General features: G+C 65.1%; 21 protein-coding genes. 12 read left to right on the top strand and 9 right to left on the bottom strand.

Annotation, left to right across the window (positions count from 1 at the left end):
• Positions 1-44 precede the first annotated feature (44 nt).
• The gene (ribA, locus tag D1Y85_RS03375; protein WP_124149629.1) at positions 45-692 is read right to left on the bottom strand and encodes a GTP cyclohydrolase II; all 648 of its coding nucleotides are present in this window, start codon (positions 690-692) and stop codon (positions 45-47) included.
• Between the two features lie 246 nt (positions 693-938).
• Here ribA and D1Y85_RS03370 point away from each other — a divergent pair, with 246 nt between their 5' ends.
• Positions 939-1,382, top strand: a complete 444-nt coding sequence (locus tag D1Y85_RS03370; protein ID WP_124149628.1) for a CBS domain-containing protein — start codon at positions 939-941, stop codon at positions 1,380-1,382.
• A 158-nt stretch (positions 1,383-1,540) separates the two neighbouring features.
• Here the strand turns inward: D1Y85_RS03370 and D1Y85_RS03365 are convergent, their stop codons facing one another.
• Both D1Y85_RS03365 and D1Y85_RS03360 read right to left on the bottom strand, forming a co-directional pair.
• Positions 1,541-1,897: a DUF4148 domain-containing protein gene (locus tag D1Y85_RS03365; protein WP_124149627.1), complete on the bottom strand. Its 357-nt coding sequence runs from the start codon at positions 1,895-1,897 to the stop codon at positions 1,541-1,543.
• A gap of 179 nt (positions 1,898-2,076) precedes the next feature.
• Positions 2,077-2,805 (bottom strand): DNA-3-methyladenine glycosylase, encoded by a 729-nt coding sequence (locus D1Y85_RS03360; protein WP_124149626.1) that lies wholly within the window; start codon positions 2,803-2,805, stop codon positions 2,077-2,079.
• Between the two features lie 240 nt (positions 2,806-3,045).
• On the opposite strand from D1Y85_RS03360, the gene D1Y85_RS03355 reads away from it, so the two are divergent.
• Positions 3,046-3,441: a hypothetical protein gene (locus D1Y85_RS03355; protein ID WP_124149625.1), complete on the top strand. Its 396-nt coding sequence runs from the start codon at positions 3,046-3,048 to the stop codon at positions 3,439-3,441.
• Between the two features lie 23 nt (positions 3,442-3,464).
• On the opposite strand, the gene prpR is transcribed toward D1Y85_RS03355, so the two are convergent.
• On the bottom strand, positions 3,465-5,477 hold the full coding sequence (gene prpR, locus D1Y85_RS03350; RefSeq protein WP_124149624.1) for a propionate catabolism operon regulatory protein PrpR: 2,013 nt from the start codon (positions 5,475-5,477) through the stop codon (positions 3,465-3,467).
• 210 nt (positions 5,478-5,687) lie between these two features.
• Between prpR and prpB the strand changes: the two genes are divergently transcribed.
• The 4 genes from prpB (at position 5,688) to prpF (ending at position 11,768) form a co-directional block, all read left to right on the top strand.
• On the top strand, positions 5,688-6,578 hold the full coding sequence (gene prpB / locus D1Y85_RS03345; RefSeq protein WP_124149623.1) for a methylisocitrate lyase: 891 nt from the start codon (positions 5,688-5,690) through the stop codon (positions 6,576-6,578).
• 35 nt (positions 6,579-6,613) lie between these two features.
• Complete coding sequence (prpC, locus tag D1Y85_RS03340) at positions 6,614-7,780, top strand: bifunctional 2-methylcitrate synthase/citrate synthase (protein ID WP_124149622.1); 1,167 nt, start codon at positions 6,614-6,616, stop codon at positions 7,778-7,780.
• 124 nt (positions 7,781-7,904) lie between these two features.
• On the top strand, positions 7,905-10,502 hold the full coding sequence (gene acnD / locus D1Y85_RS03335; protein WP_124149621.1) for a Fe/S-dependent 2-methylisocitrate dehydratase AcnD: 2,598 nt from the start codon (positions 7,905-7,907) through the stop codon (positions 10,500-10,502).
• Between the two features lie 72 nt (positions 10,503-10,574).
• The gene (prpF, locus tag D1Y85_RS03330) at positions 10,575-11,768 is read left to right on the top strand and encodes a 2-methylaconitate cis-trans isomerase PrpF (protein WP_124149620.1); all 1,194 of its coding nucleotides are present in this window, start codon (positions 10,575-10,577) and stop codon (positions 11,766-11,768) included.
• Between the two features lie 138 nt (positions 11,769-11,906).
• Here prpF and D1Y85_RS03325 read toward each other — a convergent pair whose 3' ends face one another.
• A complete protein-coding gene (locus tag D1Y85_RS03325; protein WP_124149619.1) occupies positions 11,907-12,776 on the bottom strand; it encodes a peptidoglycan DD-metalloendopeptidase family protein in 870 nt (289 codons plus the stop codon).
• Between the two features lie 602 nt (positions 12,777-13,378).
• On the opposite strand from D1Y85_RS03325, the gene D1Y85_RS03320 reads away from it, so the two are divergent.
• The gene (locus D1Y85_RS03320; RefSeq protein ID WP_124149618.1) at positions 13,379-14,476 is read left to right on the top strand and encodes an OpgC domain-containing protein; all 1,098 of its coding nucleotides are present in this window, start codon (positions 13,379-13,381) and stop codon (positions 14,474-14,476) included.
• 84 nt (positions 14,477-14,560) lie between these two features.
• Positions 14,561-15,406 carry an alpha/beta hydrolase gene (locus D1Y85_RS03315; RefSeq protein ID WP_124149617.1) on the top strand — a complete coding sequence of 282 codons (846 nt, stop codon included), beginning with the start codon at positions 14,561-14,563 and terminating at the stop codon, positions 15,404-15,406.
• 92 nt (positions 15,407-15,498) lie between these two features.
• Here the strand turns inward: D1Y85_RS03315 and D1Y85_RS26925 are convergent, their stop codons facing one another.
• Positions 15,499-15,639 carry a hypothetical protein gene (locus D1Y85_RS26925; RefSeq protein WP_185218888.1) on the bottom strand — a complete coding sequence of 47 codons (141 nt, stop codon included), beginning with the start codon at positions 15,637-15,639 and terminating at the stop codon, positions 15,499-15,501.
• Positions 15,640-16,075: 436 nt separating this feature from the next.
• Here D1Y85_RS26925 and D1Y85_RS03310 point away from each other — a divergent pair, with 436 nt between their 5' ends.
• Positions 16,076-16,363 carry a DUF3331 domain-containing protein gene (locus D1Y85_RS03310; RefSeq protein WP_124149616.1) on the top strand — a complete coding sequence of 96 codons (288 nt, stop codon included), beginning with the start codon at positions 16,076-16,078 and terminating at the stop codon, positions 16,361-16,363.
• Positions 16,364-16,455: 92 nt separating this feature from the next.
• Here D1Y85_RS03310 and D1Y85_RS03305 read toward each other — a convergent pair whose 3' ends face one another.
• Positions 16,456-16,959, bottom strand: a complete 504-nt coding sequence (locus D1Y85_RS03305; protein WP_124149615.1) for a thioesterase family protein — start codon at positions 16,957-16,959, stop codon at positions 16,456-16,458.
• A gap of 188 nt (positions 16,960-17,147) precedes the next feature.
• Here D1Y85_RS03305 and D1Y85_RS03300 point away from each other — a divergent pair, with 188 nt between their 5' ends.
• Positions 17,148-19,703, top strand: coding sequence for an adenosylcobalamin-dependent ribonucleoside-diphosphate reductase (locus tag D1Y85_RS03300; protein WP_124149614.1), 2,556 nt, complete (start codon positions 17,148-17,150; stop codon positions 19,701-19,703).
• Between the two features lie 52 nt (positions 19,704-19,755).
• Here D1Y85_RS03300 and D1Y85_RS03295 read toward each other — a convergent pair whose 3' ends face one another.
• Both D1Y85_RS03295 and D1Y85_RS03290 read right to left on the bottom strand, forming a co-directional pair.
• Positions 19,756-21,795, bottom strand: a complete 2,040-nt coding sequence (locus D1Y85_RS03295) for an EAL domain-containing protein (RefSeq protein ID WP_185218887.1) — start codon at positions 21,793-21,795, stop codon at positions 19,756-19,758.
• A 270-nt stretch (positions 21,796-22,065) separates the two neighbouring features.
• Positions 22,066-22,983: an AraC family transcriptional regulator gene (locus D1Y85_RS03290; RefSeq protein ID WP_124149854.1), complete on the bottom strand. Its 918-nt coding sequence runs from the start codon at positions 22,981-22,983 to the stop codon at positions 22,066-22,068.
• Positions 22,984-23,287: 304 nt separating this feature from the next.
• Between D1Y85_RS03290 and D1Y85_RS03285 the strand changes: the two genes are divergently transcribed.
• A complete protein-coding gene (locus D1Y85_RS03285) occupies positions 23,288-24,349 on the top strand; it encodes an NAD(P)-dependent alcohol dehydrogenase (RefSeq protein ID WP_124149612.1) in 1,062 nt (353 codons plus the stop codon).
• 212 nt (positions 24,350-24,561) lie between these two features.
• Positions 24,562-25,518: a LysR family transcriptional regulator gene (locus D1Y85_RS03280; RefSeq protein ID WP_124149611.1), complete on the top strand. Its 957-nt coding sequence runs from the start codon at positions 24,562-24,564 to the stop codon at positions 25,516-25,518.
• Positions 25,519-25,729 lie beyond the last annotated feature (211 nt).

The raw sequence follows: 25,729 nt of genomic DNA, 5'->3' as shown, positions 1-25,729 counted from the left end.
ATACCACTTTCATATTTGCCGAAGCCGCACGTTTTGTGCCCGTATTATTCGTTTTCTTCGAAGTAATGGCCGAATTTGACCTGCTTGGTGCGGATATAGCGCTCGTTTTCCTCGCGCGTCGGAATGGCCAGTGCGACGCGTTCGTGCACGGGGATGCCATGCTTCGACAGCGTGTCGAACTTCTTCGGGTTGTTGCTCATGAGACGCACCGACGAGACGTTCAACAGACGCAGGATCGCAGCGGCCGAATCGTATTCGCGTGCGTCGTCGGGCAGGCCGAGGTCGAGATTGGCTTCGACGGTATCGCGCCCCTGCTCCTGCAGCGCGTACGCGCGGATCTTGTTCGACAGGCCGATACCGCGGCCCTCGTGGCCACGCAGGTATAACAGCACGCCGCGGCCCTCGGCCGCGATGTAGCGCAACGCGAGATCGAGCTGCTCGCCGCAATCGCAGCGATACGAGCCGAGCACGTCACCGGTCAGGCATTCGGAGTGGAGCCGCGTCAGCACGGGCTCGCCGCTCCCCACGTCGCCCATCACGAGCGCGAGATGCTCCGCACCGCCATCCTTCACGCGATAGACATAGGATGTGAACGTTCCATAGCGGGTCGGCAGCGAGGCGGTCGCGTCGAGTTCGACGCATTCATTGGCGTTATCGCCGTCCGCGCAGGACGACTGGTCAAGCGTAGGCATGTTCTGGTGCAAAGGCCTGTAAAAGCGGCGCACGGCCGTATTGAAGTTCGGACACGAAGTTTACCGCCATTTGGCCTCCCCCGCCGGGCAGGCGCAATGTGTCCCTCCGTGCAGACCCCGACGCCGCGATGCGGGCCGCCCACCTATACTGGAAGTGCTTTCCGATGGCATGCAGGGTGTTTTGCCCGGCGTGCTGCGCCACGCAATGACTGAAGGACTGAAGGACGAACCGGAGGGAGTCGCCCTATGACAAGCGTTGCACAGGTACTCAAATCGAAGCAGGCACAGGTGGTCTACACCATTGCCGCGTCCGATTCGGTCTATAACGCAATACGCCTGATGGCCGAAAAGCAGATCGGCGCGCTCGTGGTGACCGACGACAATGCGATCGTCGGCATCGTCACCGAGCGCGATTACGCGCGCAAGATCGTGCTGATGGACCGGTCGTCAAAAACGACCGCCGTGCGCGACATCATGAGTCCACACGTGCGCTTCGTGCAGCCCGACCAGACCACCTATGACTGCATGGCGCTAATGACCGAGCGCCGCATGCGGCACCTGCCCGTGCTGGACGACGGGAAGCTGATCGGGATGGTGTCGATCGGCGACCTCGTGAAAGACATCATCGCCGAGCAGCAATTCACGATCGAGCAACTCGAGCACTACATCACTGGCCGCCCCGTGGTTTGAACCCCGCGCCGCTGCGCAACAAAAAAAGCCCAATCCGGCAGGGTTGGGCGAAGCCGCCTTGCAGCGGCGGAGGTTCTGCGCGTGAAAATCGCGTGATGCGTCGCGTACTCGCGTGTCATCAATCAGAGCGGGCTTTGCGCCGCCCTGAATGTGTCGAATCAACCACCTTCGGGATAGGACCAGATGGAGCGGCTCGGCGTCGCCGGTTGGCCGGTCTGCACCTTGCCGGCCGGCACCGTGCCGTAGCCACTTGTGTCGGCGGCGGGCGTCGTCGTCTGCGCCATGCCTTGCTGCTGCGTCACGCGGGCTTCAGCGGCCTGGATGTCTTGCGGATAATTGGCCTCGTCCCCGCTAAACGGGTTGTAGCCGGCCTGTTCGAGCTGCTGCAGTTCGGCCTTCACTTCGGCACGGGTCTTGGGTGCGTTGGCGCCAGTGTCGGCCTGCGCGAATGCGAGAGCCGGAGCAGCCACCATCGCGGCCACGAGCGTGGCCTGAATCAGCTTGCGGGATTGCATGATCACTTACCTCCATCATTTCCTTAGCCGGGTCGCTGGCGATCCGCCGGACCTCTGCTAAAAGTCTAAGGAGATAAGTGACCAGGGCAAATACCTATTTGGCCAAAAGACACTTCCGCGTGGGACAACAATACGTCGTACGTTCCGGCGCTGTGCGTCTCACTGTGTATCGCCAGCATCTAGCCCACACCGGCAAGCAGTTTGCGTGGCCCGCTGACAAACCGGCTGCCCGCCTCGAAAAATCGCAACGGCCGCTCAATTTCGCGCGAAAGCCCGATGCGCGTGGTCACGCCGACCCGCCGCGCGGGTTCGTCGATACGCCCGATCCACAGGCCACGTCCAGTACACAGCTCGACACCATCGAAGGCCGCGCCGATGCCGAACGCGCGCGTAAGCCGCCCGGGCCCGCGCGCGAGGTCGCGCAGCGCCACGCCAGGACGGCGCGTCGCTATTTGCGCGAGACCTTCGAGCGGCTCCACCGCGCGAATCAGCACGCCAGCGCCGACGCCCGTGTCCTCGCTCGACATGTTCAGCATGTACGCGCTGCCGTAAGTGAGCCGAACGTAGGCATGGCCGCGTTCGAGAAATAGCGAGGCGTTCCACGTCCGCCGCCCGATGAACGCGTGACCCGTCGAATCGCCGACCGGATAGGCCTCCATTTCGACGATGCGCCCGCTGACGCGGCCATCCGCGAAATCGTGGACCAGATACTTGCCCACCATGAAGCGGGCGAGTTCGACGGTATCCACGGGCAGATCCGCGCGGCGCAGCGCAACGATCGGCAACGTGGACGGCTGTGTTAGTGCAGGTACGGAGCTGGACACAGACGCCCGCGCACGCCGTTCCCCCGGCGACAACACCCCGCGCCCCTCCGCCAAACCGGCCTTCTTCGCTGCATTCGCTGCCATCGTGCTAGTCCGGTCAACATGGTATCTGCGTCGGCCCGCGCGGTTTCGCAATGCGCAGGACACACGAACGCATCGCTCGACTGCCCGCACGCCCACCCCTCGAAAACCGGTCGAGTGTAGCGCCGCCCCCGAACGCGCGCAGGACGCCGTCCGGCCTGTCCCGCACAGCTCGCGACGGCGCGCAGCCATTGCGTTACCATCGTCCGCACAGCCCGATGTCCCCAGCGAAGGAGCCGCAAGATGAACGAACAACGCGCGATTCAGTTCCTCAACGATGTCCGCAAACCGCTCCTCACGGTGCACAAGGCAATCCTCGATCACGAGCGCGCCACCTACGAGCGCGAGTTCGGCCCGGTGACGCCCGCGGCATTCCTGCAGGTGTTGATCAACGGATCGGGCTTTCGCTGGATTGCACCGCTGTCGACCGTGATCACGAATATCGACGAATCGCTCGACGCGAAGGACTCAACGGGCGACGACCGCATCGCCGCCGCGCAAGCGGTTCGCGCACTGTTCTCGGGCGAGGAGTCGGTGGAGTTCTTCGAGCACTATCAGGCGCTGCTTCAGGCGAGTCCCCATGTGCTGCAGTTGCACGGACAGGTCGTGCAGTTGCTGCGCGGCGTTCAGAACGCCTGACACAACCGGTCCGCCCAGCCCCGTCACGCGGTCCGCTTGCGCCTCACCGGAACGGCAGGCGCCGCGGTGCCTGCCGCGGCCGCCGTGCCATTGACCTCCCGCGCGGCGGAGAGACGACGCCATAGCGTCGTCTTGCTGATGCCGAGCAACGCGCACACGCGATCGCGATCGCCACCACAGGCCTCCAGCGCCGCGCGGATCTCATCCGCTTCCACGCTCAAGCTGCGCTCGCGCAGCGTCAACGCCGCATCGCCTGCCGCGTGCGATTCGAAGACTTCCGGCGCTATCGCGCGCAGCACCTCGGGCGTCAGCGCGTCGTCTTCCGTGTCGGCCAGCTCGACCACGATCCGTTCCACCACATTCTGCAGTTCGCGCACGTTGCCCGGCCAGTCGTAGTGCGCGAGCAAGTCGCTCACGGGCGCGAGCACCTGCGCGGCCGCATCGCCCGTGCGCACGCGCAACGCCACGCGCGGCTCGCGGCGGGCGGATTGCAGCAGCAGTTCAGCCGCGAGCGGCACGACGTCGGCGCCGCGTTCGCGCAGCGGTGGAATCACAAGATTGAGGATATTCAGCCGGTAGTAAAGATCGGCACGGAACTCGCCGGTCTCCATTTGCCCGGCGAGCGAGCGGTGCGTGGCCGCGACCACGCGCACGTCGACGCGCGTCGGCTCCGTCGCGCCGAGACGCACCACTTCACGCTCCTGCAGCACGCGCAGCAAGCGGCTTTGCAGCGGCAGCGGCATCTCGCCGATCTCGTCGAGAAAGAGCGTGCCGCGATGCGCGGCCTCGATGAGCCCCACCTTGCCGCCGCGCCGCGCGCCCGTAAATGCGCCCTCCTCGTAGCCGAATAGTTCGCTTTCGAGCAGCGTCTCCGGAAACGCGCCGCAATTGATCGCGACGAACGGAAAATCGCGCCGTGCACTCTCGCGGTGGATGCCTTGCGCGACCATCTCCTTGCCGGTGCCGCTCTCGCCGCGAATCAGCACCGTAGCGTCCGACTTCGCATAGCGCTTGGCCAACTGCCGCACGCGGGCGATGCCCGACGTCGCGCCGCTCAGGTCGTCGATCGCGTAACGCGCCACGAACTGCGGCGAGCGCTGGCGCGTTCGCAATGTGCGGTCGAGCCGCTCGACGGCACGCGACTCCTGGAACGTCAGCACGGCGCCGGTCGTCACACCGTTGTCGACGAGCGGCCCGCGATGCACGACGTAGCTCACGCCACGCACGGTTTCGAGCGATTCGCCATCGGCTTCGGGCAACGTAAAGGCAATATCCGGCGCGAGTTCGGCGAGCGATTGTCCGGCCGCCGCCGCGGGATCGATGTCGAGCACAGCCGCGAGCCGCTGGTTGATCGCCTCGACGCGGCCCTGCGCGTCGAGCGCGACGACGCCGTCACGCAAATGCTGCAGCACGCTGTCGAGCCGCTGACGCCGCTGGGTCTCGCGCCACGTGGCCTGCACGACTTCGAGCGCATTGTCGAAGGCCGCGCGCACCGAAAGGCGTGAATAGACGAAGAAGGGCACGAGTCCGAGCCGCGCCGCGAGATCGTTCACGAGACCGGGTCCCACGACCGCCCCGACACCACGATCGCGCAGGTCAAGCACGCAGGCCTGGGCGTCTTCAACGGTGCGGTACGACGCGAACACGACATCGAGCCCGAACGCGCTCGCGAAGCGACGCGCTTCGACGGGTGTCTCGCCGTAGGTGACGAGCGCCACGAGATCGGCCTCCCGGCGCGCGCGGGCGAGTGCCTGCATCACGTCGAAGCCGGTCGGCTGCAGGAGCACGACAGGCACGTCGACGCGCGTCTTCAGATACGTACCGTTCGAGCCCGCCGCGACGACGACGTCGGGCCGCTGACCGGGCGCCGCGGCGGCAATCTCGGCGGCCGCTTCTTCGAAGCCGCGCGCGACGACGCGCACATCGGCGAGATCGTCGTATTCGCGGGCAATATCACGGAACAGGTCGCGCAGGCGACTGATGCCCATTGCCCAGACACGGGGTCGGAACTGGGACGGGGCCGGGAAGCGGTTCATGGCTGTCAGATGTGACCGTCAGATGCAGTGAAACGGGAGGTTCACATTATCCCTCGACGATTTCAGATTTGAAATCAACATTTCACCGCAGAAATACCACCGCCGGATACGTCGCGACAAATCCAGCGCAAAATCAACACGTTATCCGTGCCATTCCGCGCTGGCACGGTATCTGCAATACCGGAGCGCGATTTTCCCGGAGACGTACACATGACCAACAGAACCCCCGCCAGCGCCGGCGCGAAATTTCGTGCCGCAGTGGCCGCAGAACAACCGCTTCAGGTAGTCGGAGCGATCACCGCGTATGCCGCCAAGCTCGCACAAGCCACCGGCTTCAAGGCCCTCTACCTTTCGGGTGGCGGCGTGGCCGCCAACTCGCTCGGCGTGCCCGACCTCGGCATCAGCACGATGGACGATGTGCTCACCGACGCGCGCCGCATCACCGACGCCGTCGACATCCCGCTGATGGTCGACATCGACACCGGCTGGGGCGGCGCATTCAACATCGCGCGCACGATCAAGTCGTTCATCAAGGTAGGCGTCGCCGCCGTGCACCTCGAAGACCAGGTCGGCCAGAAACGCTGCGGCCATCGCCCGAACAAGGAAGTCGTCGCGATCGACGAAATGGTGGACCGCGTGAAAGCCGCCGTCGATGCACGCACCGATGACCAGTTCGTGATCATGGCACGCACGGACGCGGCCGCGGTGGAAGGCATCGATTCGGCCATCGAGCGCGCAGTGGCCTACGTCGAAGCGGGCGCGGACATGGTCTTCCCCGAGGCGATGAAGACCCTCGACGACTACCGCCGCTTCAAGGCCGCGGTGAAGGTGCCGATCCTCGCGAATCTGACCGAGTTCGGCTCGACCCCGCTTTACACCCTCGACGAGATGAAGAGCGCGAACGTGGATATCGTGCTCTATTGCTGCGGCGCGTATCGCGCGATGAACGCGGCGGCGCTGAACTTCTACGAAACAGTGCGCCGCGACGGCACGCAAAAGGCTGCCGTTTCGACGATGCAGTCGCGTGACGACCTCTACAAGTACCTCGGCTATCACGCCTACGAAGACAAGCTCGACGCGCTTTTTGCCGCGAAGAAATGAATCTGGCCCATTAAAGAGACACGAAGGAAGACACCATGAGCGAAGCAGACAAGAGCGTCCCCGCAGCGGGCGCTTTCAAGCCGAAGAAGTCGGTTGCCCTGTCGGGCGTGACGGCGGGCAACACGGCGCTGTGCACCGTCGGCCGCACCGGCAATGACCTGCACTACCGCGGCTACGACATTCTCGATCTCGCCACCGCGTGCGAATTCGAAGAAGTCGCGTACCTGCTCGTGCACGGCAAACTGCCGAACGCGGCTGAACTCGTCAGCTACAAGACGAAGCTCAAGGCACTGCGCGGCCTGCCCGCCAACGTGAAGGCAGCGCTCGAATGGGTGCCCGCCTCGGCGCATCCGATGGACGTGATGCGCACCGGCGTGTCGGTGCTCGGCACCGTGCTGCCGGAGAAGGACGACCACAACCTGCCGGGCGCACGCGATATCGCCGACCGCCTGATGGCGTCGCTCGGCTCGATGCTGCTGTACTGGTACCACTATTCGCACAACGGCAAGCGCATCGAAGTCGAAACCGACGACGATTCGATCGGCGGCCACTTCCTGCACCTGCTGCATGGCCGCGAGCCGTCGAAGTCGTGGGTCGACGCGATGCACGTCTCGTTGAACCTGTACGCCGAGCACGAGTTCAACGCCTCGACGTTCACGGGACGCGTGATCGCGGGCACGGGCTCGGATATCTATTCGGCGATCACCGGCGCGATCGGCGCGTTGCGCGGACCGAAGCACGGCGGCGCAAATGAAGTCGCGTTCGACATCCAGTCGCGCTACGGCAATCCGGACGAAGCGGAAGCCGATATCCGCCGCCGCGTGGAAGCGAAGGAAGTCGTGATCGGCTTTGGCCATCCGGTCTATACGATTTCGGATCCGCGCAACAAGGTCATCAAGGAAGTCGCGCGCAAGCTCTCGAAAGAGCAGTCGAACCTGAAGCTCTTCGACATCGCCGAGCGCCTCGAAACGATCATGTGGGACATCAAGAAGATGTTCCCGAACCTCGACTGGTTCAGCGCCGTTTCGTATCACATGATGGGCGTGCCCACCGCGATGTTCACGCCGCTCTTCGTGATCGCGCGCACGGCAGGCTGGAGCGCGCACATCATCGAGCAGCGCGTCGACAACAAGATCATCCGCCCGAGCGCCAATTACACCGGGCCGGACAATCTGAAGTTCGTGCCTATTGGCAAGCGCTAAGCGCTGATCCCCGCCGCTGGCCGGATGGCTCCGTTAGCCGTCCGGCCAGGTGGGAGCCGCAGGTAAAGCGGCGTAAAGTGGCGCCATCGCGTCCCCCGATCCACACTCCATTCGTCCCCAAGCCGTGAACTCCGCCTACCGCAAGTCCCTTCCGGGCACCCGGCTCGATTACTTCGACGCGCGCGAAGCCGTTGAGGCCATCCAGCCCGGCGCTTATGACACGTTGCCGTACACCTCGCGCGTGCTCGCCGAAAACCTCGTGCGCCGCTGCGACCCGGCTACCCTCACCGCCTCGCTCAAGCAACTGATCGAGCGCCGCCGCGACCTCGACTTTCCGTGGTTCCCCGCGCGCGTCGTGTGCCACGACATCCTCGGGCAAACCGCGCTCGTCGACCTCGCAGGCCTGCGCGACGCCATCGCCGATCAAGGTGGCGACCCGGCGAAAGTGAATCCGGTCGTGCCGGTGCAACTGATCGTCGATCACTCGCTCGCTGTGGAGTGCGGCGGCTTCGATCCCGACGCGTTCGCGAAAAACCGCGCGATCGAAGACCGTCGTAACGAAGACCGCTTCGACTTCATCAACTGGACGAAGAAGGCGTTCAAGAACGTCGACGTGATTCCGCCCGGCAACGGCATCATGCACCAGATCAATCTGGAGAAGATGTCGCCCGTGATCGGCGTCACCGATGGCGTCGCCTACCCCGACACCTGCGTCGGCACGGACAGCCACACGCCGCACGTCGACGCACTTGGCGTCATCGCCATCGGCGTGGGCGGTCTCGAAGCCGAGAACGTCATGCTCGGGCGCGCGTCGTGGATGCGGCTGCCCGATATCGTCGGCGTGGAGCTGACCGGCAAGCGTCAGCCGGGCATCACCGCCACCGACGTCGTGCTCGCGCTCACCGAATTCCTGCGCAAGGAAAAGGTCGTCGGCGCGTACCTGGAGTTTCGCGGCGAGGGCGCGGCGAGCCTCACGCTCGGCGACCGCGCAACGATTTCGAACATGGCGCCCGAATACGGCGCGACGGCGGCGATGTTCTTCATCGACGGCCAGACGCTCGACTATCTGCGCCTCACGGGCCGCGAGGAGCAACAGGTCCAGCTCGTCGAGACCTACGCGAAAGCCGCGGGCCTCTGGGCCGATACGCTGAAGCACGCGCAATACGAGCGCACGCTCACGTTCGACCTGTCGAGCGTCGTGCGCAACATGGCCGGTCCGTCGAATCCGCACAAGCGCTTGCCGACTTCCGCGCTCGCCGAGCGTGGCATCGCTGGCCAGTGGGAAGAAGTGCCGGGCCAGATGCCGGATGGCGCGGTCGTCATCGCCGCCATCACGAGCTGCACGAACACGAGCAATCCGCGCAACGTGATCGCAGCCGCCCTGCTCGCACGCAATGCGAACGCGCGCGGCCTCACGCGCAAGCCGTGGGTGAAGTCGTCGCTGGCTCCTGGATCGAAGGCTGTCGAACTTTACCTGGAAGAGGCAAAGCTGCTGCCGGATCTGGAGAAACTCGGCTTCGGCATCGTCGCGTTTGCCTGCACGACGTGTAACGGCATGTCTGGCGCGCTCGATCCGAAGATCCAGCAAGAGATCATCGACCGCGATCTGTACGCGACCGCCGTGCTCTCGGGCAACCGCAACTTCGACGGCCGCATTCACCCCTACGCGAAGCAGGCGTTCCTTGCGTCGCCGCCGCTCGTCGTGGCCTATGCGATTGCGGGCACGATCCGCTTCGACATCGAAAAGGATTCGCTCGGCACGGATCAGAACGGCAAGCCCGTCTACCTGAAGGACCTCTGGCCGACCGACGAGGAAATCGACGCGATCGTCGCGCAGAGCGTGAAGCCGGAACAGTTCCGCAAGGTCTACGAACCGATGTTCGCGGCCACCGCCTCGAACGGCGAGAGCACCGATCCGCTTTACGACTGGCGCGCACAGAGCACGTATATCCGCCGCCCGCCGTACTGGGAAGGCGCGCTCGCGGGCGAGCGCACGCTCAAGGGCCTGCGTCCGCTCGCCGTGCTCGGCGACAACATCACGACCGATCACCTCTCGCCGTCGAACGCGATCCTGCTTAACAGCGCGGCGGGCGAGTACCTCGCGAAGATGGGCTTGCCCGAAGAGGACTTCAACTCGTACGCGACGCACCGCGGCGACCACCTCACGGCGCAGCGCGCGACCTTCGCGAACCCGACGCTCATCAATGAGATGGCGGTCGTAGATGGCGCCGTGAAGAAGGGTTCGCTTGCGCGCATCGAGCCGGAAGGCAAGGTTACGCGCATGTGGGAAGCTATCGAAACCTACATGGACCGCAAGCAGCCGCTCATCATCATCGCGGGCGCGGATTACGGTCAGGGTTCGTCGCGCGACTGGGCGGCCAAGGGTGTGCGTCTTGCGGGCGTGGAAGTCATCGTCGCGGAAGGGTTCGAGCGCATTCACCGCACGAACCTCATCGGCATGGGCGTGCTGCCGCTGGAGTTCAAGCCGGGCACGAACCGCACGACGCTGGGCATCGACGGCACGGAAACCTTCGACGTAACCGGCGAGCGCACGCCGCGCGCCGACCTCACGCTCGTGATTCGCCGCAAGAACGGCGAACGCGTCGAAGTCCCCGTGACCTGCCGCCTCGACACGGCAGAAGAAGTCTCGATCTACGAAGCGGGCGGCGTGCTGCAACGCTTCGCTCAGGACTTCCTCGAATCGTCGAAGTCGGCCGCGTAAGCGCGCGCTGGCCCAAGACGGAAAGATCGGGCGGTACGGCGACGTACCGCCCCTCCTATTTCAGGACTCGACATGGCACACCAGCCCCAGATCAAAATCCCCGCCACCTACATGCGTGGCGGCACCAGCAAAGGCGTGTTCTTTCGTCTGCAAGACCTGCCCGCAGCGGCGCAGCAACCCGGCGTCGCGCGCGACAAGCTTCTCATGCGCGTGATCGGCAGCCCCGACCCCTACGGCAAGCAGATCGATGGCATGGGCGGCGCGACATCGAGCACGAGCAAGACGGTGATCGTCGCGAAAAGCAGCCGGCCCGATCACGACGTCGACTACCTGTTCGGCCAGGTCGCCATCGACCGCGCGTTCGTCGACTGGAGCGGCAACTGCGGCAATCTCTCGGCGGCAGTCGGTCCGTTTGCAATCAGCAACGGCCTGGTCGACCCGGGCCGCGTACCTGACAACGGCATCGCCGTGGTGCGCATCTGGCAGGCGAATATCGGCAAGACCATCATCGCGCATGTGCCCGTCACGAACGGCCAGGTGCAGGAAACGGGCGACTTCGAACTCGACGGTGTGACCTTCCCCGCCGCTGAAGTGCAGCTCGAATTCATGGACCCCGCGGCCGAAGAAGAAGGCGCGGGCGGCGCGATGTTCCCCACAGGGAATCTCGTCGACGACCTCGAAGTGCCGGGCGTTGGCACGCTCAAGGCGACGATGATCAACGCAGGCATCCCGACCATCTTCGTGAACGCCGAGGCAATCGGCTACACCGGCACCGAACTTCAGGAAGCGATCAACAGCGACGCCGCAGCGCTCAAGAAATTCGAGACGATCCGCGCCTACGGTGCGCTGCGCATGGGTCTCATCAAGCAACTCGACGAGATCGCCACGCGCCAGCACACGCCCAAAATCGCGTTCGTCGCGAAGTCGCAGGCCTACACGGCGTCGAGCGGCAAGCGCGTAGGCGTCGAGGACGCCGACCTGCTCGTGCGCGCAATGTCGATGGGCAAGCTGCACCACGCCATGATGGGCACGGCCGCCGTGGCGATCGGCACGGCAGCAGCGATTCCCGGCACGCTCGTCAATCTCGCTGCGGGTGGCGGCGAACGCAGTGCGGTACGTTTCGGCCATCCGTCGGGCACGCTGCGCGTGGGCGCCGAGGCGAGCGAGGAAGGCGGTGAATGGGTGGTCAAGAAGGCCATCATGAGCCGTAGCGCACGTGTGCTGATGGAAGGCTCGGTGCGCGTCCCTCAAGGGGACCTGCTCTAAGGCGTGCCGGTTGGCGCGTTCCGACGCGCCCCGGTCGCGAGACGAACGAACGCCGCCCCCGCGGGTTGTCGCGGGGGCGGCGTTTTCGCATTCAGGAGAGGTTTCGCGCGCCGGGACTCAAGCTCCGGCGCCCGACGATCAACTCTGCGGCGGCAGGTACGTCATCGGATTGACCGGCTTGCCGTCGCGGCGCACTTCGAACAGAACGGCAACGCGATTGTTATTCTCGCTGCCCATCTCCGCGATCTGCTGCCCCTGACGCACCGTGTCGCCGGTTTTGACGAGCAGGCGGCGGTTGTGCGAGTACGCCGTCAGAAAGTCCTTGTTGTGCTCGACGATGATGAGGCTGCCGTACTCGTTGAGACCCGTGCCGGCGTACATCACCTTGCCGTCGGCCGCGGCGCGCACGGGGTCTCCCGCCTTGCCCGCGATCTCAATGCCGCGCGTCGTACCAGCCTGGAACCCTTCGACGATCTGTCCCTGTGCGGGCCACACCAGCGCAACGCTGCGCGCATGACGGTTGACCTCGGCCGCCACTGCGCGGCTTTCGGCCGGACTCGTCGACGCACCGCCCGTGGACGCACCGGCCGCAGCCGTGGCCTGCACGGTAATGGTCTGCTTCGACACGATCTTCAGCGACTGCCCCGTACGCAGATGGCCCGACTTGATATGGTTCCAGGCCTGCAGGTCCTTCACGGAGCAGCCGTGACTCTTCGCGATCTTCGGTAATGAATCGCCGTGCCGCACGCGATAGAAGGTCGTCTTCATCACGACCTTCGTGGTCGGTCCAGACGCAGATGCGGATGCGTCCGCCTGAACCCCACCGGACGCCGCGTCAGCCGCTGGCCCCGAAGCCGGGTCGGCCGACGCAGTCGGGTCCGGCTGTGGCTGCGGCGGCTGTTGCTGCTGGTCGATATTGGCACAACCAGCCAGCAGGGCCGCGATTCCAATGCCGGCCCAGAAAGTCTTCAGACCGTTGGCACGCTGGCCGCTACGATCTTTGAACATGTTCGCCTCCTGCTGTAGAAGCGGCGGACGATGCGCGATGTGCGGGTAGTCGCGGTGCGGTGTGCTGCGTCTGGCGCGCTCCCGTCGTGACGTCGATCCGGCGTTCACCCCTGCCCGGCCCGCATCTATCTGCATCCAAATTGCCTTCTTTCTTCGAAAAGAAGGCCTCTTCCACCGCAAAGTCACCCGAATCGAACAAGCGACTGCAATCTCAAAATTGACTCGGCATTGTAAAGCAGATTTCACATTGCCCAGACAACCCAAAACACTCTGATACCTCTGATACAAACGCCACCAACCGCAATCTGCCGATCGTGACAGCACGCCGGAAAGATGCGGCGCGTACGCCCATTAAGTCCTTATCGGCACAAGCTCCGCGGAACTTGAATAGACATGCGCCGCGCTGAAAGCTTTTTGAGATCAATGTAGCATCGCCTTAACTCAGCCCAAGCGGTGAGTAGGTTCTCCGGAACCCTTTCTTCGCATTCCGGTCTTTCGTCTTCACTCGTTCGCTCCACGGCCAAACCAGCCACTCCATCGCGATCCCCGGCGCCTGACGGCCGCTGCCCATCGCAGATAGACACGGCCCGTTTGCCAGATCCATGTCACAGTCCTCCAGTCGTCTCGTAGAACTCGATTTTTTCCGCGGTCTCGTCCTGCTCGTCATCGTCGTCGATCACATCGGCGGCAGCATCCTCTCGCGGGTTACGCTCCACGCCTATGCACTCTGCGACGCAGCCGAAGTCTTCGTCTTTCTCGGCGGCTACGCGACAGCCACCGCCTGGGCCTCGCTCTGCGCGCGCAAAACCGAGGCCGTCGCGCGCCGGCGCTTCATTCGCCGCTCGTTCGAGATCTACCGCGCCTTCGTCGTCACCGCGGTGCTCATGCTGGTGGTTTCCGCGATCCTGCTCGCCTGCAACGTCGACGCCCCCAACCTCACCGTCGACGACCTCGACGATCTGACGCTCGCCCCCGCTGCCGCGTTGCGCGACATCGTGCTGCTGCGCCGTCAGCCGTATCTGGCCGGTGTGTTGCCGATGTACGCGTGGTTCGCGCTCGGCGCACCGCTGGCGCTGCCGCTCGCGCGCACGAAGCCCTGGCTGCTGCTCGCGGGGAGCCTGGCACTGTGGGCGCTCGCGCCGCTCGTGGCCCCGCATCTGCCGCACGTCGAAGACATGCAGTGGGACTTCAACCCGCTCGGCTGGCAGTTGCTGTTCGTGCTCGGCGTCATCGCGCGGACGCAACCGGTCTTTCAGCGCGTGAGCGCGCACCGGTTCGGCTGGATCGTGACGGTCGCCGCACTCGGCGTCGTCGCGGCGGCTGCGGTGTATCGGCTGCACCTGGGCAGCGACGGACTCGACGCCGAATTCAAGCGCAATCTCGCCTGGTTCCGCGTCCTGAACTTCCTCGGCGTCGCGTGGCTCACGGCGCATCTGATCCGCCACGGCTGGGCGAAGCGTCTCGCGCGGGCGCTGCCGTGGATCGGCCTCGTCGGCCGCAAGGGGCTGCTCTCGTTCGTGGCGGGCGCGGTGATCTCGCTCGTCGTCGACTCGATGCTCTACTGGTACACCGACGGCTATCTGAACGTGCCGCTCGGCCTCGCGGCAGATGCGGTCGCGCTCGGCAGTCTGCTGCTCGTCGCGCGCGCCTCCGACCCGCTCAGGCGCCTGCTGCCTGCAAAGGCCAAGGCCTGCGCGTAACGTTGCGCTGGCCCATCGCACCGTAGGGCTGCTAGCATAATGACCCCGCGCCCACGGCGCCTCACATGGTCTTGCTACCCCGCGATGCGCAGAGTCCTTCGAACAGTGCTGCTGGCTTTGTCGACACTCGGCGCCGCACTGTCCCTGCCCGCTCCGGCCAGCACGATCGCCACGCACACATTCCATTCGACGGCGCTTGGACGCGACTGGTCATACGTCGTCTATCTGCCGACCGGCTATTCCGCCAACGGCACGCGCTATCCCGTGCTCTATCTGCTGCACGGCAACAACGGCGACGCGATGGACTGGGTCACGCACGGCGACCTGCAGGCCACGACCGATGGGCTGATCGCACGCCACGAGATTGCGCCGGTCGTGATCGTGATGCCGCAGGGTGGCACGGACTGGTACGTCGATCGCAAGGAGAAAATGGAGACGGCGTTCGGCGCGGACCTGATACCGGAGATCGAGACACACTTCGCGGTGTCGAACGAACGCAGCGGACGCGCGATCGGCGGCGTATCGATGGGCGGCTTCGGCGCGCTGCGCTTCGCGCTCGAACATCCCGACGCGTTCTGCGGTGCACTCCTGCTCTCGCCTGCGATCTACTCGAACGAACCGCCGCCGGATTCCTCGGCGCGCCGCGTCGGCGTATTCGGCGAGCACCAGTTCGATTCGCGCGTCTGGCACGAACTCAACTACCCGGCGTTATGGGACCGCTACTTCGCGCAGGCCTCGCGCGTGCCGTTCTTCATCGCCTCGGGCAACGACGACCTCGCGATCGTGGCCGAGTCGTCGCTGCTCTACACGCGGCTGCGCGCGGCGGGCAATCCGGCGTCACTGCGCGTCATCGATGGCGGACACGTCTGGCCGGTCTGGCGCGAACTATTGCCCGCGGCACTCAAGTACGCGCTGGCGTGTGTGCGCTGAAGCGCGAAGCCGCGCGCCAGAAACCGCCCGTAGCGCCGTGGCACCTGCACCCTGCCGAGCGTGAGACAGCGCCTTCCCGCCCGGCTCTCAACTCACTGTGACCAGTTGGTCCAGAGCACCATGAGCACGGTCATCAGCGCGACGAGAACCAGCGCAGCAAACAACGTCGCCGAGGCGGCACGCTGGAATCTGTGTTCGTTTGCCGGGTTCGGAGCAGACGGGCGTTGAATCATGTAACCTCGCTGGAATTCGACGGACCGGCGCCCAGCCAGTTCGTACGCGATTGACGCAACTGTCTATCTGCCGGATTGGGTACGATCAGCGCGTCGCGCCGGACGCGTCCGGCGTTGCGGTCGGCGTCAGAAAGCCCACTTCCGACGGCCCGCCCGGGCCACCTGGACCGCGCCAGCATCCTCCTCCGGTTTGCGCGTTTCTCAATCCGTCCCCTCCGCCCCCGCCGCGCATTTCATGTCGCACCAGGGACAACACTGCGTTGCACAAACTCAGGATATTGACCCCAATTCCGCTCAAAGCCCCATTTCTTCGTTAATTGCAACGTGCCGCACCCGTATTGTTGCTAATTGCGGAATAGTGTTTCAACCGCGACATCATGGTGCATGTCGTCGCACAGGACTACAGTCCCGGCACCCCCCATCTACGGAGCCGAGAATGAAATCCAAAGCGTGCCTCGCGCTAGACGGTGCCAACGGTGAGCGCATCGAAGTGCTCGAACAGACCGACGGCGCGCTCGTGATCCGCTGGGTCGAACCGGGGCGCTGCCATTATGGCGAGCAACGCTGGCGCCGGCGTTCGGCGCACACGTCGGGGACATGCGCCGTGTCGCGCCGCAAAATCCGCCGTGGCGACGCCGTGTTCAAGCCGGCCGAACGTCCCGCCCCGCTCAACGCGTCCGTGATGATTGCCGCCGAGGTGTTCAGCGACCTCGCGGTCGAATAAACCGCTTCTGCCCGCCAATCCGCCGCAACGGCGCGCCGGCTCCGCCCAGACTTCATCGGTCTCCCGCGCGACCAGAACACGCGGTCCCGTCCTTACTGTGAACGGGGCGACGTCAGTCCGATGGGCCGGGCCGCGTGCTTCGGCGCGAATCTGGCGTCGGCGGCCTGCAGCGCGGCCACGCGCGCCAGCACATCGGCATCGAATGCCACAGCGCGCGGGCCCGACCGGTCTACGTGCAACAACAGTTGCTCGCTGGCAGACACCGGCTCGACACCCTCATCGGAATACATCTCCAGATACACGCGAACGCGCTTCGCGTCGTGCTCCAGCACGCGCACGTCGACGCGCACGCGCGCGCCCTCTTTGATCTCACGCAAATAGTTCAAATGCGCCTCGAGCGTGTACATCGACCGACCGCGCGCGTCACGCTGCGCTGTATCGAGTCCGATGGCGTCGAGCAACGCATCGGTCGCATAGCTGTAAATCAGCATGTAGAACGCGTCGCGCAGATGGCCGTTGTAATCCACCCATTCCGCACGCACGGTGTCCCGATACACCACCCGCGCCTCGTCACCCGCCCGCTCCCGCTCCGCCATCCTGCCTCCCCCGTTTCGCCTGCAGTGTAACGGTAGCGCAATGTCAATGCGGCTACTTACTGCCGTGCACGCAGCCCTCTGCTGCGGTAAGGTTTATCCCACACGCACGGCGTCCGGCACGGTCGGCCGCCGATGCCCGTCAACCGCCGCGCGGCGTTTGCGCCCGGCGCAACCCAGGGACCAGGCACATGGCCGAGAACGAGCCGCATCTCCCGCAGCGAGTCACCCCGCAGCAGTTTTCAATTGACGTGATGCTCGAGAAGTACGCCAAAGGCGACGAGCGTACCGTCGACGACATTTACCTTCGCGTCGCGCGCGGCGTCGCACTGGCCGAGCCGCCCGAGCGCCGCGCTGAAATCGAGGCGCGTTTCGCCGACAACCTTCGCCACGGCGCACTCGGCGCGGGGCGCATCATGAGCGCGGCGGGCACCGGTATCGCGGCGACGCTCATCAACTGCTTCGTGCAGCCCGTCGGCGACAGCATCCAGGGCACCGACACCGAAGGCCGCCCGGGCATCTACGTCGCGCTCCTGCAGGCCGCCGAAACGATGCGGCGCGGCGGCGGCGTGGGCTACAACTTCTCGGCGATCCGCCCGCGTGGCGCGCACGTCCACTCGACCGGATCGAGCGCCTCGGGGCCGTGCAGCTATATCGACGTGTTCGACGCCTCGTGCCGCACAGTCGAAAGCGCGGGCGCGCGGCGCGGCGCACAGATGGCCGTGCTCGACTGCGATCACCCCGATCTGCCCGAGTTCATCGAGGCCAAGCACTCGAAGGGGCGCTGGAACAACTTCAACGTGTCGGTGGCCGTGACCGACGCGTTCATGCGCGCCATCGAAAACGACGAAATGTGGCAGCTGGTGCATCGCGCCGAACCCTCACCCGCGCTGCGCGCCGCCGCCGACGTACGGCAGCGCGAAGACGGCCTGTGGATCTACGCGCAGAAGCGCGCACGGGATCTGTGGGACACGATCATGCGCTCGACCTACGACATCGCGGAGCCCGGCGTCGTGTTCATCTCGCGCATGAACGAGGACAACAATCTGCGCTCGCTGGAATCGATCCGCGCGACGAATCCGTGCGGCGAGCAGCCGTTGCCGGCGTATGGCTGCTGCAATCTCGGACCGCTCGATCTCACGCGCTTCGTCGTCGATCCGTTCGTCCAGCTAAAGGGTGGCACACCGTCATTCGATTGGGACGCGCTCGCGGAGCGCACGGCCACGCAGGTGCGCTTTCTCGACAACGTACTGGACGTCACGCTCTGGCCGCTCGATGAGCAGCGCGCCGAGGCCGCGGCGAAGCGGCGGATCGGCGTGGGCTTTACGGGGCTCGGCGATACGCTCGTCATGCTCGGCATCCGCTACAACTCCAAGGACGGTTGCGCGTTCGGAGCACGCGTGGGCCGCACGATGCGCGATGCGGCCTATCGCGCATCGGTCGAACTCGCGCGCGAGCGCGGCGCGTTTCCGCTGTTCGACTCCAGGACCTACCTTGAAGAAGGCACCTTCGCCTCGCGCCTGCCCGACGACATCAAGGAAGCCATCCGCACGCACGGCATCCGCAACAGCCACCTCCTGTCGATCGCGCCGACGGGCACCGTGAGCCTCGCCTTCGCCGACAACGTTTCGAACGGCATCGAGCCCGCGTTCTCGTGGACCTATCAACGCACGCGCCGCATGAACGATGGCACGAACGAGACGTTCACCGTCGAAGACCACGCGTGGCGCCTGTATCACACGCTCGGCGGCGACGTGAACGCGCTGCCGGGCTACTTCGTGAGCGCGCTGCAAATGAGCGCGCAGGAACACATCGCGATGATGGCGGCCGTGCAGCCGTTCGTCGACACGTCGATCTCGAAGACCGTCAACGTGCCCGCCGATTATCCATTCGAGGCGTTCGAAGGACTCTACCTCGACGCGTGGCGGCGCGGCCTGAAGGGACTCGCCACGTACCGGCCGAACGAGACGCTCGGCGCCGTACTGCAGACGCTGCCTGTCGCCGAGGACACGCTCGCCGAGCCGCTGCACGATCCGCTGCGCGTGGCGATCGATCACCGGCCCAAAGGCGAGTTGCCGGCCGTGATCGAAAAGATCGAGTACCTCACGCAGACCGGCAAGGTGTCGCTCTACGTAGCGGTATCGTTCCTCGAAGTGACGGGCCAGGTGGGCGGCGAATCGGTGACGATCGAGCGCCCCATCGAGTTCTTCATCCCGGTCGGCCAGCGCGACGAGTCGCAGCAGTGGATCACGGCGACCATGCGCTCGCTGTCGCTCGCCGCGCGCGGTGGCTTCGTCGCGCGCAACCTGCAGGATTTGCGCAAGGTGTCGTGGGATCGCGGCCAGGTGCGTTACGGCGAAACGCAGCGCCTCGACGGACAGCGCACGCCACTCTGGCACGACTCGGAGGTGGCGGCGATTGCCTACGCGATCCAGCAGATCCTGCATCGGCGTGGCTTTCTCGACGCTGAAGGGCGCCAGGTGCCAACGCGGCTGCTCGCGCAGCAGTACAACGAAGTGCGGCGAGCCAATCGCCCGGCGCAAGCGCAGGCGACCGCGCGCGACACGCTGGCGCGATCCGGGGAGCAGGTGCTGGACGGCGCCAACGCCCTCCCGTCCGACGCCACGTTCGGCGCGCCGCACGCGATGCTCGGGCGCAAGTGTGGATCGTGTGGCGCGAATGCTGTGATCCGCAAAGACGGCTGCGATTTCTGCACGGCGTGCGGCGAGATCGGGGCGTGCGGATAGGGGTGTTGCGGAGGGGTATGGCGGCGCGCTGCACGCGCGCCGCGCCATCTCGTCAGACCGGCGTAGCCCTCGCGGCCGCCACCATCAACCGGCGCACCGCCGAATGATAAGCGTCGCTGTTGCGCCCGTCGGTCAGCATGGCACGCAGTAATCCGCGGCGCAGGGCATCGCGCCCATCGCTCGCCGGCAGAATGCCGTCGAACCCGGCGAGCGTGCGGACAAACTCTTCGGACGCTGAATCAGGCGCCCGCCGCGCCATCGGCGTGCCGAGAAGCCGCTGCGTCACGCCAGGCACCCCCGAAATCAGTGCAACGCGCTCTTCCCATACCACGAAGCGCGCGAGACGCGCCAACAGGCTCTCGCCTTGTGGCGCACAGGAATTGTCCGGCCAGTTCGCCATCCACTCGCGCAGACGCACTGACTCCATCGGCTTCGCAATCACATAGCCCTGTGCGCCATCGACGCCGAGTATCGTCAGCGCGCACAGCACGTCGAGCGTATCGATGCCCTCCGCCAGCACCAGTTTGCCGAGCGCGTGCCCAAGGTGGGCGAGCTGATAGATGAAACGCAGCACGTCGAGCGCGCCGTCGCCGCTGATGCGCGCGATGTCGCGATCGATCTTGATCCAGTCGAACGGCAGTTCGCGCAACCGGGCGAGTCCGCTATGGCCCGAGCCCAGATCGTCCTGCGCGAGCAGTACGCCGAGCGTGCGAAAACGCGCGAGAATCGCGCGTCGTCCCTGGCTCAGCGACAACGCTTCGTTCTCCAGAACTTCCAGTGTCAGTTTCGCAGGCGGACACCCGTGTTCCGCGAGCGCGGAACACGTCGCTTCGAAGTAGCGGATATCGTTGAGCGCCGCAGGCGGCAGATTGACCGAAATTTCCAGATCGAGTCCGTCGGACAGCCAGCGCTTGCGGTCCGCGAGCGCTTCGTCCACGCCGCACGCGAACAACACGAGCAGATCATCCGAGGTGAGCGCAGAAAGGAATTCGTCCGGCCCGAGCACACGCTGGCCGTCGCGCAGCCTCGCGAGCGCTTCCACTTTGCCCACCTGCCACGTGTGCAGGTTCAGGAGCGGCTGATAGTGCATCTGCACCGCGCCCGCGCGCACGAGCGCGGCCCAGTGTTGCCGAACGCTGACCGGCACCGCCTGGCTCTTGCCGTCCAGGGTCTGGAGGCGCATCGCAGCGCACCCTAGCAGCGCCTGCAGCAGATCGATGAACGCCACCTGGTGCGGGCCGACGAAACCACCCGGGAACGCGCTGAAGATCACCAGAACCGCCATGGGCGGCTGGCCCGGCGCCGCGAGCGGGATCGCCACCGAAGAGCGCAATCCCTGCTGCTGCATGACGACGCGCCATCCCTCGACGTGCTGATCGGTCTGGTAGTTGACCACGCGCTCGGCGTTGCCGCTGCGCCACGCGCGCCCCACCGCGCCCTGCCCGACGGGAAGATCGGCGCGCACGCTGATCGGTACGCCCTGGGCGGTCAACACCTCGACCAGACCGGCGCCGGCCTTGCCGCCTTCTCCGGCCTCGTGGTGAAAGATGCCGTGTTCGTCGGGCCGCCCGATGACGCTGGCCGCGATCTCCGCGTGGCCCGAAAGCGCGCTGGTCAGTCCGTTGATGAAATTGGTGTAGCTGTCCGCTTCCCACACGAGGCGCGTGACTCGCAGCAAGACTTCCTGCTGCGAGTCCTGCAGGTCCTGATACGCCTTGAGCTGCCACGCGAGATCCGTCGTGAGGCGGTTCGTGTAGAGCGAGAGCGCGTCGCCGCTTACTTTTTTGCCGATCAGCTTGTGGAGCGCTTCCTGAAGAATGCCCCGGCTGCGCGCGAGCTCTTCCTTGTCGAGGCCGACGATTGCATGAATGCGGCCGATACGCTGCGCCATCTCGGCGTGGTCTTTCGTGGTCAGGCGGGGGTTGGCGAGCGAAAGCAGATTCTGGATCTGCTTTTCCTTCAGATGGGCGCGCTCGTCTGCCGACAGCATTTCGAGGATGCGCCGGGACTTTGGCAAACGCGACAGTTCCTCATAGAACCGGTTCACCACGAGGACCGCATTCTCGTGTAGCGCCGAGATCAATGTTTGCATTCGTCGAACCTGCTGAGCCCCGTCTGGCGGTGAGGCAGCGCGATCGCGTGCTGCGCGGAACGACTCCATACGACCAGTATGAAATGATAGGGCAGTGCAACCGTGCTCGCGCCATGTCCGCGCCGGCCTCACGATCAGTCGATGCCGCTCGTCGACCGGGGCCACGTCAGAGAGCCGGAGAAATGGAGCGGGATCAAGGATAGCCGGTGCGGCTCGATCGCATCACCATCCTTTCGCTCTACGAATGAGTGACGGCTTGCCGTACGCCCGTCAAACCGCCGTCGCATAGCGCTGAGCGGGCGGCACCGCGCGCAGCTCAGGAGGTTCAGTTTCGCCGCGCGCGCGCCGCTGCTCGTCGGTGGGGCTCAGGCCGAACAGGCGCTTGAATTCGCGGCTAAACTGCGACGCGCTCTCGTAACCCACCCGCCTCGCCGCCACGCTTACGTTGAACCCGTCGTGCACGATCAACAGTCGGGCGTGATGCAAGCGCGTAGTCTTGACGTACTGCATCGGCGACGTGGAGGTCACGGCCTTGAAGTGGGCGTGAAAGACCGCAAGGCTCATACCGGCCTCGCTCGCGAGCGTATCGACGTCGAGGTCGGCGCCATAGTCCGCGTGGATGCGGCACAGCGCCTTCGCGATGCGGCCGAAGTGATGCTGATGCGCGAGCGCCGCGCGCATCGCGTCGCCCTGCACGCCCGTCAGCACGCGATAGAGAATTTCGCGCACGATCGACGGGCCGAGAATGCGCGCATCGTAAGGCGTTGCGAGCGCTTCGAGCAGCCGCAGCACGGCGCCGGAAAGCGGCGCGTCCAGCGGCGTCGCGTAAATGCCGCGCGGCTCGGAAACGGTGTGGCCGCGCGACTCGTTCAGCGCCATCAACAGTTCCGCGACCATCGTGAGATCGACGCGAATCGAAACGCCGAGCAGCGGCTCCTCCGGGCTGGCCTCCGTTTCGCATTCGAGCGGCAGCGGCACCGAGAGGACGAGGTAGTGCTGCGCGTCGAAGACGTGCACTTCGTCACCGAGAAAACCGCGCTTGCGGCCCTGGCAAACGATGAAGATGCTCGGCTCGTACAGGACGGGTGTGCGCGGCCGCGCAACGCTCGCGCGCATAAGGGTCACGCAGTCGAGCGCGGAGGGATTGGCGCCGTCCTGGCATGTCAGTTGCATGAGCAGTTCGGCCATGCGGTGCTGGGTTTCGTTGCCGTTCACGCGAGGCTGGCTCGATTCGTCGCTGCCCGGTACGGCGGAACTGAAGACGTGTGGCATGTCGTGTTCGCCCCGTCTGGCAAGGCGATAGAGAGAAACAGGCTTGAAATCTAGCACCGATCGGCCGGGCGTGCTGACGGCCAGGAGAATCAGGCAAGTCTTCGATAGATTCAGGTATTCCCTGGGTCAGGCCGGGTCCTTAGGATGTGAACCTTGCCGCTATTCCAGGTTTCGCAGGTTTCGTCGGCACGCAACAGAACAGGAGAGGAGAGGAGTGACCATGTACCCCACTTACGGATATGCCGCCCGCGGCAAGGAAACACCGCTCGCACCGTTCGAATTCCATCGCCGTGACCTGCGCGAGAACGACGTGCGCATCGACGTGCAGTTCTGCGGCGTGTGCCATTCCGATCTGCACGCGGTGCGCGATGAATGGCACAACACGATCTACCCGGTCGTGCCGGGCCACGAGATCGTCGGCCGCGTGGCCGAAGTGGGTACGGGTGTCACGGACTTCAAGGTGGGGCAACTCGTCGGCGTGGGCTGTCTTGTTGACTCGTGCCGCACCTGCGCAAGCTGCGCCGAAGGGCTCGAACAGTATTGCGAAAACGGCTTCGTCCTCACCTATAACGGCAACGACCGCGTAAGCGGCGACATCACCTACGGCGGCTACTCGAACCAGGTCGTCGTCGATGAGGCCTTCGTACTGCGCGTGCCCGAGAATCTCGACCCCGCGGGCGCCGCACCGCTACTTTGCGCGGGCATCACCACTTACTCGCCGCTGCGCACGTGGGGCGCGGGGCCGGGCAAGAAGGTCGGCATCGTGGGACTCGGCGGCCTCGGTCACATGGGCGTCAAACTCGCGCACGCGATGGGCGCGCACGTCGTGCTGTTCACCACGTCGCCGTCGAAGATCGGCGATGGAAAACGTCTCGGCGCAGACGAAGTCGTGATTTCGAAAGATCCCGAGCAGATGAACGCTCACGCCAACAGCTTCGACCTGATCGTGAATACCGTGGCCGCGACGCACGACCTGAACCCGTTCCTCGGACTCCTGCGACGTGACGGGACGATGGTCCTCGTTGGCGCACCCGAACACGATCACCCGTCGCCGCAGGTGTTCAACCTGATCTTCAAGCGCCGGCGTCTCGCGGGCTCGCTGATCGGCGGCATTGCAGAAACGCAGGAGATGCTGGACTTCTGCGGGCAGCACGGCATCACATCCGATATCGAAATGATCAAGATGCAGGACATCAACACCGCCTACGAACGGATGCTCAAGAGCGATGTGAAGTACCGCTTCGTGATCGATATCGACACACTGCGCGAAGCCGCCCGTTAAGACACCGACGCGACCCGACCCACCGGGCCGTCGGTTCCCGACGGCCCACCCGCCTTCCGCACCGCGTCAGCGTCCGTCTCTGACCTGCCGTGCGCCCTTCTCCGCAGACGCCGACACCGCGATCCGCCTCGACGGTCTCGCGGCTCAACACTTTCTCGCAGCACTGCGGATCTCTCAAGTCAGCACCAGCGCACCACGATAGGAGCTTGCCCGTGATCGACCGTTTTCAGGCGATGCGCACGTTCATCCGCATCGTTGACACCAACAGTTTCACCAAAGCCGCTCAGTCACTCGACATGCCGCGCGCAAGCGCGACGACGATCCTGCAGAACCTCGAAGCACTGCTCGGTACGCAGTTACTCGTGCGCACCACGCGGCGTCTTTCGCTCACGTCCGAAGGCGCCGCCTACTACGAACGCTGCGCGCGAATCCTCGCCGACATCGACGATGCCGAGGCCAGCGTGCGGCAAACACCCGGCGGCGTAGCGGGCCGGCTGCGCGTGGAAATGCCGGGGCTGATCGCGAATGCAATCGTGCTGCCCGAACTCGACGACTTCCACGCTCGCTATCCGCAGATCGACCTCGTGATTGGCGTGAGCCTGCGCAACGTCGATCTCGTCGGGGAAGGCGTCGATTGCAGCATCCAGCTCGGCGAATTGCCCGACTCTGGGTTTGCCGCACGGCGGCTCGGCGTGCTCGAACACGTGACATGCGCGAGCCCGGCGTATCTGGAGCGCCACGGCGCACCGGCATCGTTCGACGAACTCGCGCGGCATCCCGCGGTGAATTTTCTTTCGCCGCTGTCGGGGCGTCCGCTCGAATTCGACTTCGAGGTGGACGGCAGCCCGACGAAGGTGAAGGTGGATGGCTTCGTCAACGTGTGCGACGAACTCGCCTATCTCACCTGTGGCCTGCAAGGACTCGGCCTGGTGCAGCCGCCTCTGCTTGCGGCGCAGCCGTATCTCGACAGTGGTGCGCTCATCGAAGTGCTGCCCCAGTGGAAGCCTCTCCCGACGCCGGTGTCGGTCGCCCTTGTGAAGACGCGCCAGGTGTCGCTGCGTGTACGCGTGTTCATCGACTGGCTCACAGAGCTGTTCGAAGGCGCCGGTACCGTGAATCGCGATCTGTCACGTGTCAGGCAATTGTTGGGCGGGCTGCAGCCAGCGTGAGGGCCCGGCCGCGCGAAAGCGCGCGCGGGGCCGAGACCGGCCAGCGCGCACGGGGCGGCGCTCCCGGCCAGATTCATCTGGCGTAGCGACATGACTGCGGCATCTGGTTTGTCAGAAAAAATAATATTGTTGAAATGTTTAGTCTCACCAAATAGAAAGCTATTCTCAGTTTGATGATCGTTACTATAAAAAACATTTAATTCCCTCCCGT

The sequence above is a fragment of the Paraburkholderia dinghuensis genome (assembly GCF_003837865.1).
GTDB classification, from domain to species: domain Bacteria; phylum Pseudomonadota; class Gammaproteobacteria; order Burkholderiales; family Burkholderiaceae; genus Paraburkholderia; species Paraburkholderia dinghuensis.
Note: the sequence above shows the minus strand (reverse complement) of the source record. Positions and strands in the feature narration are given on the sequence as shown.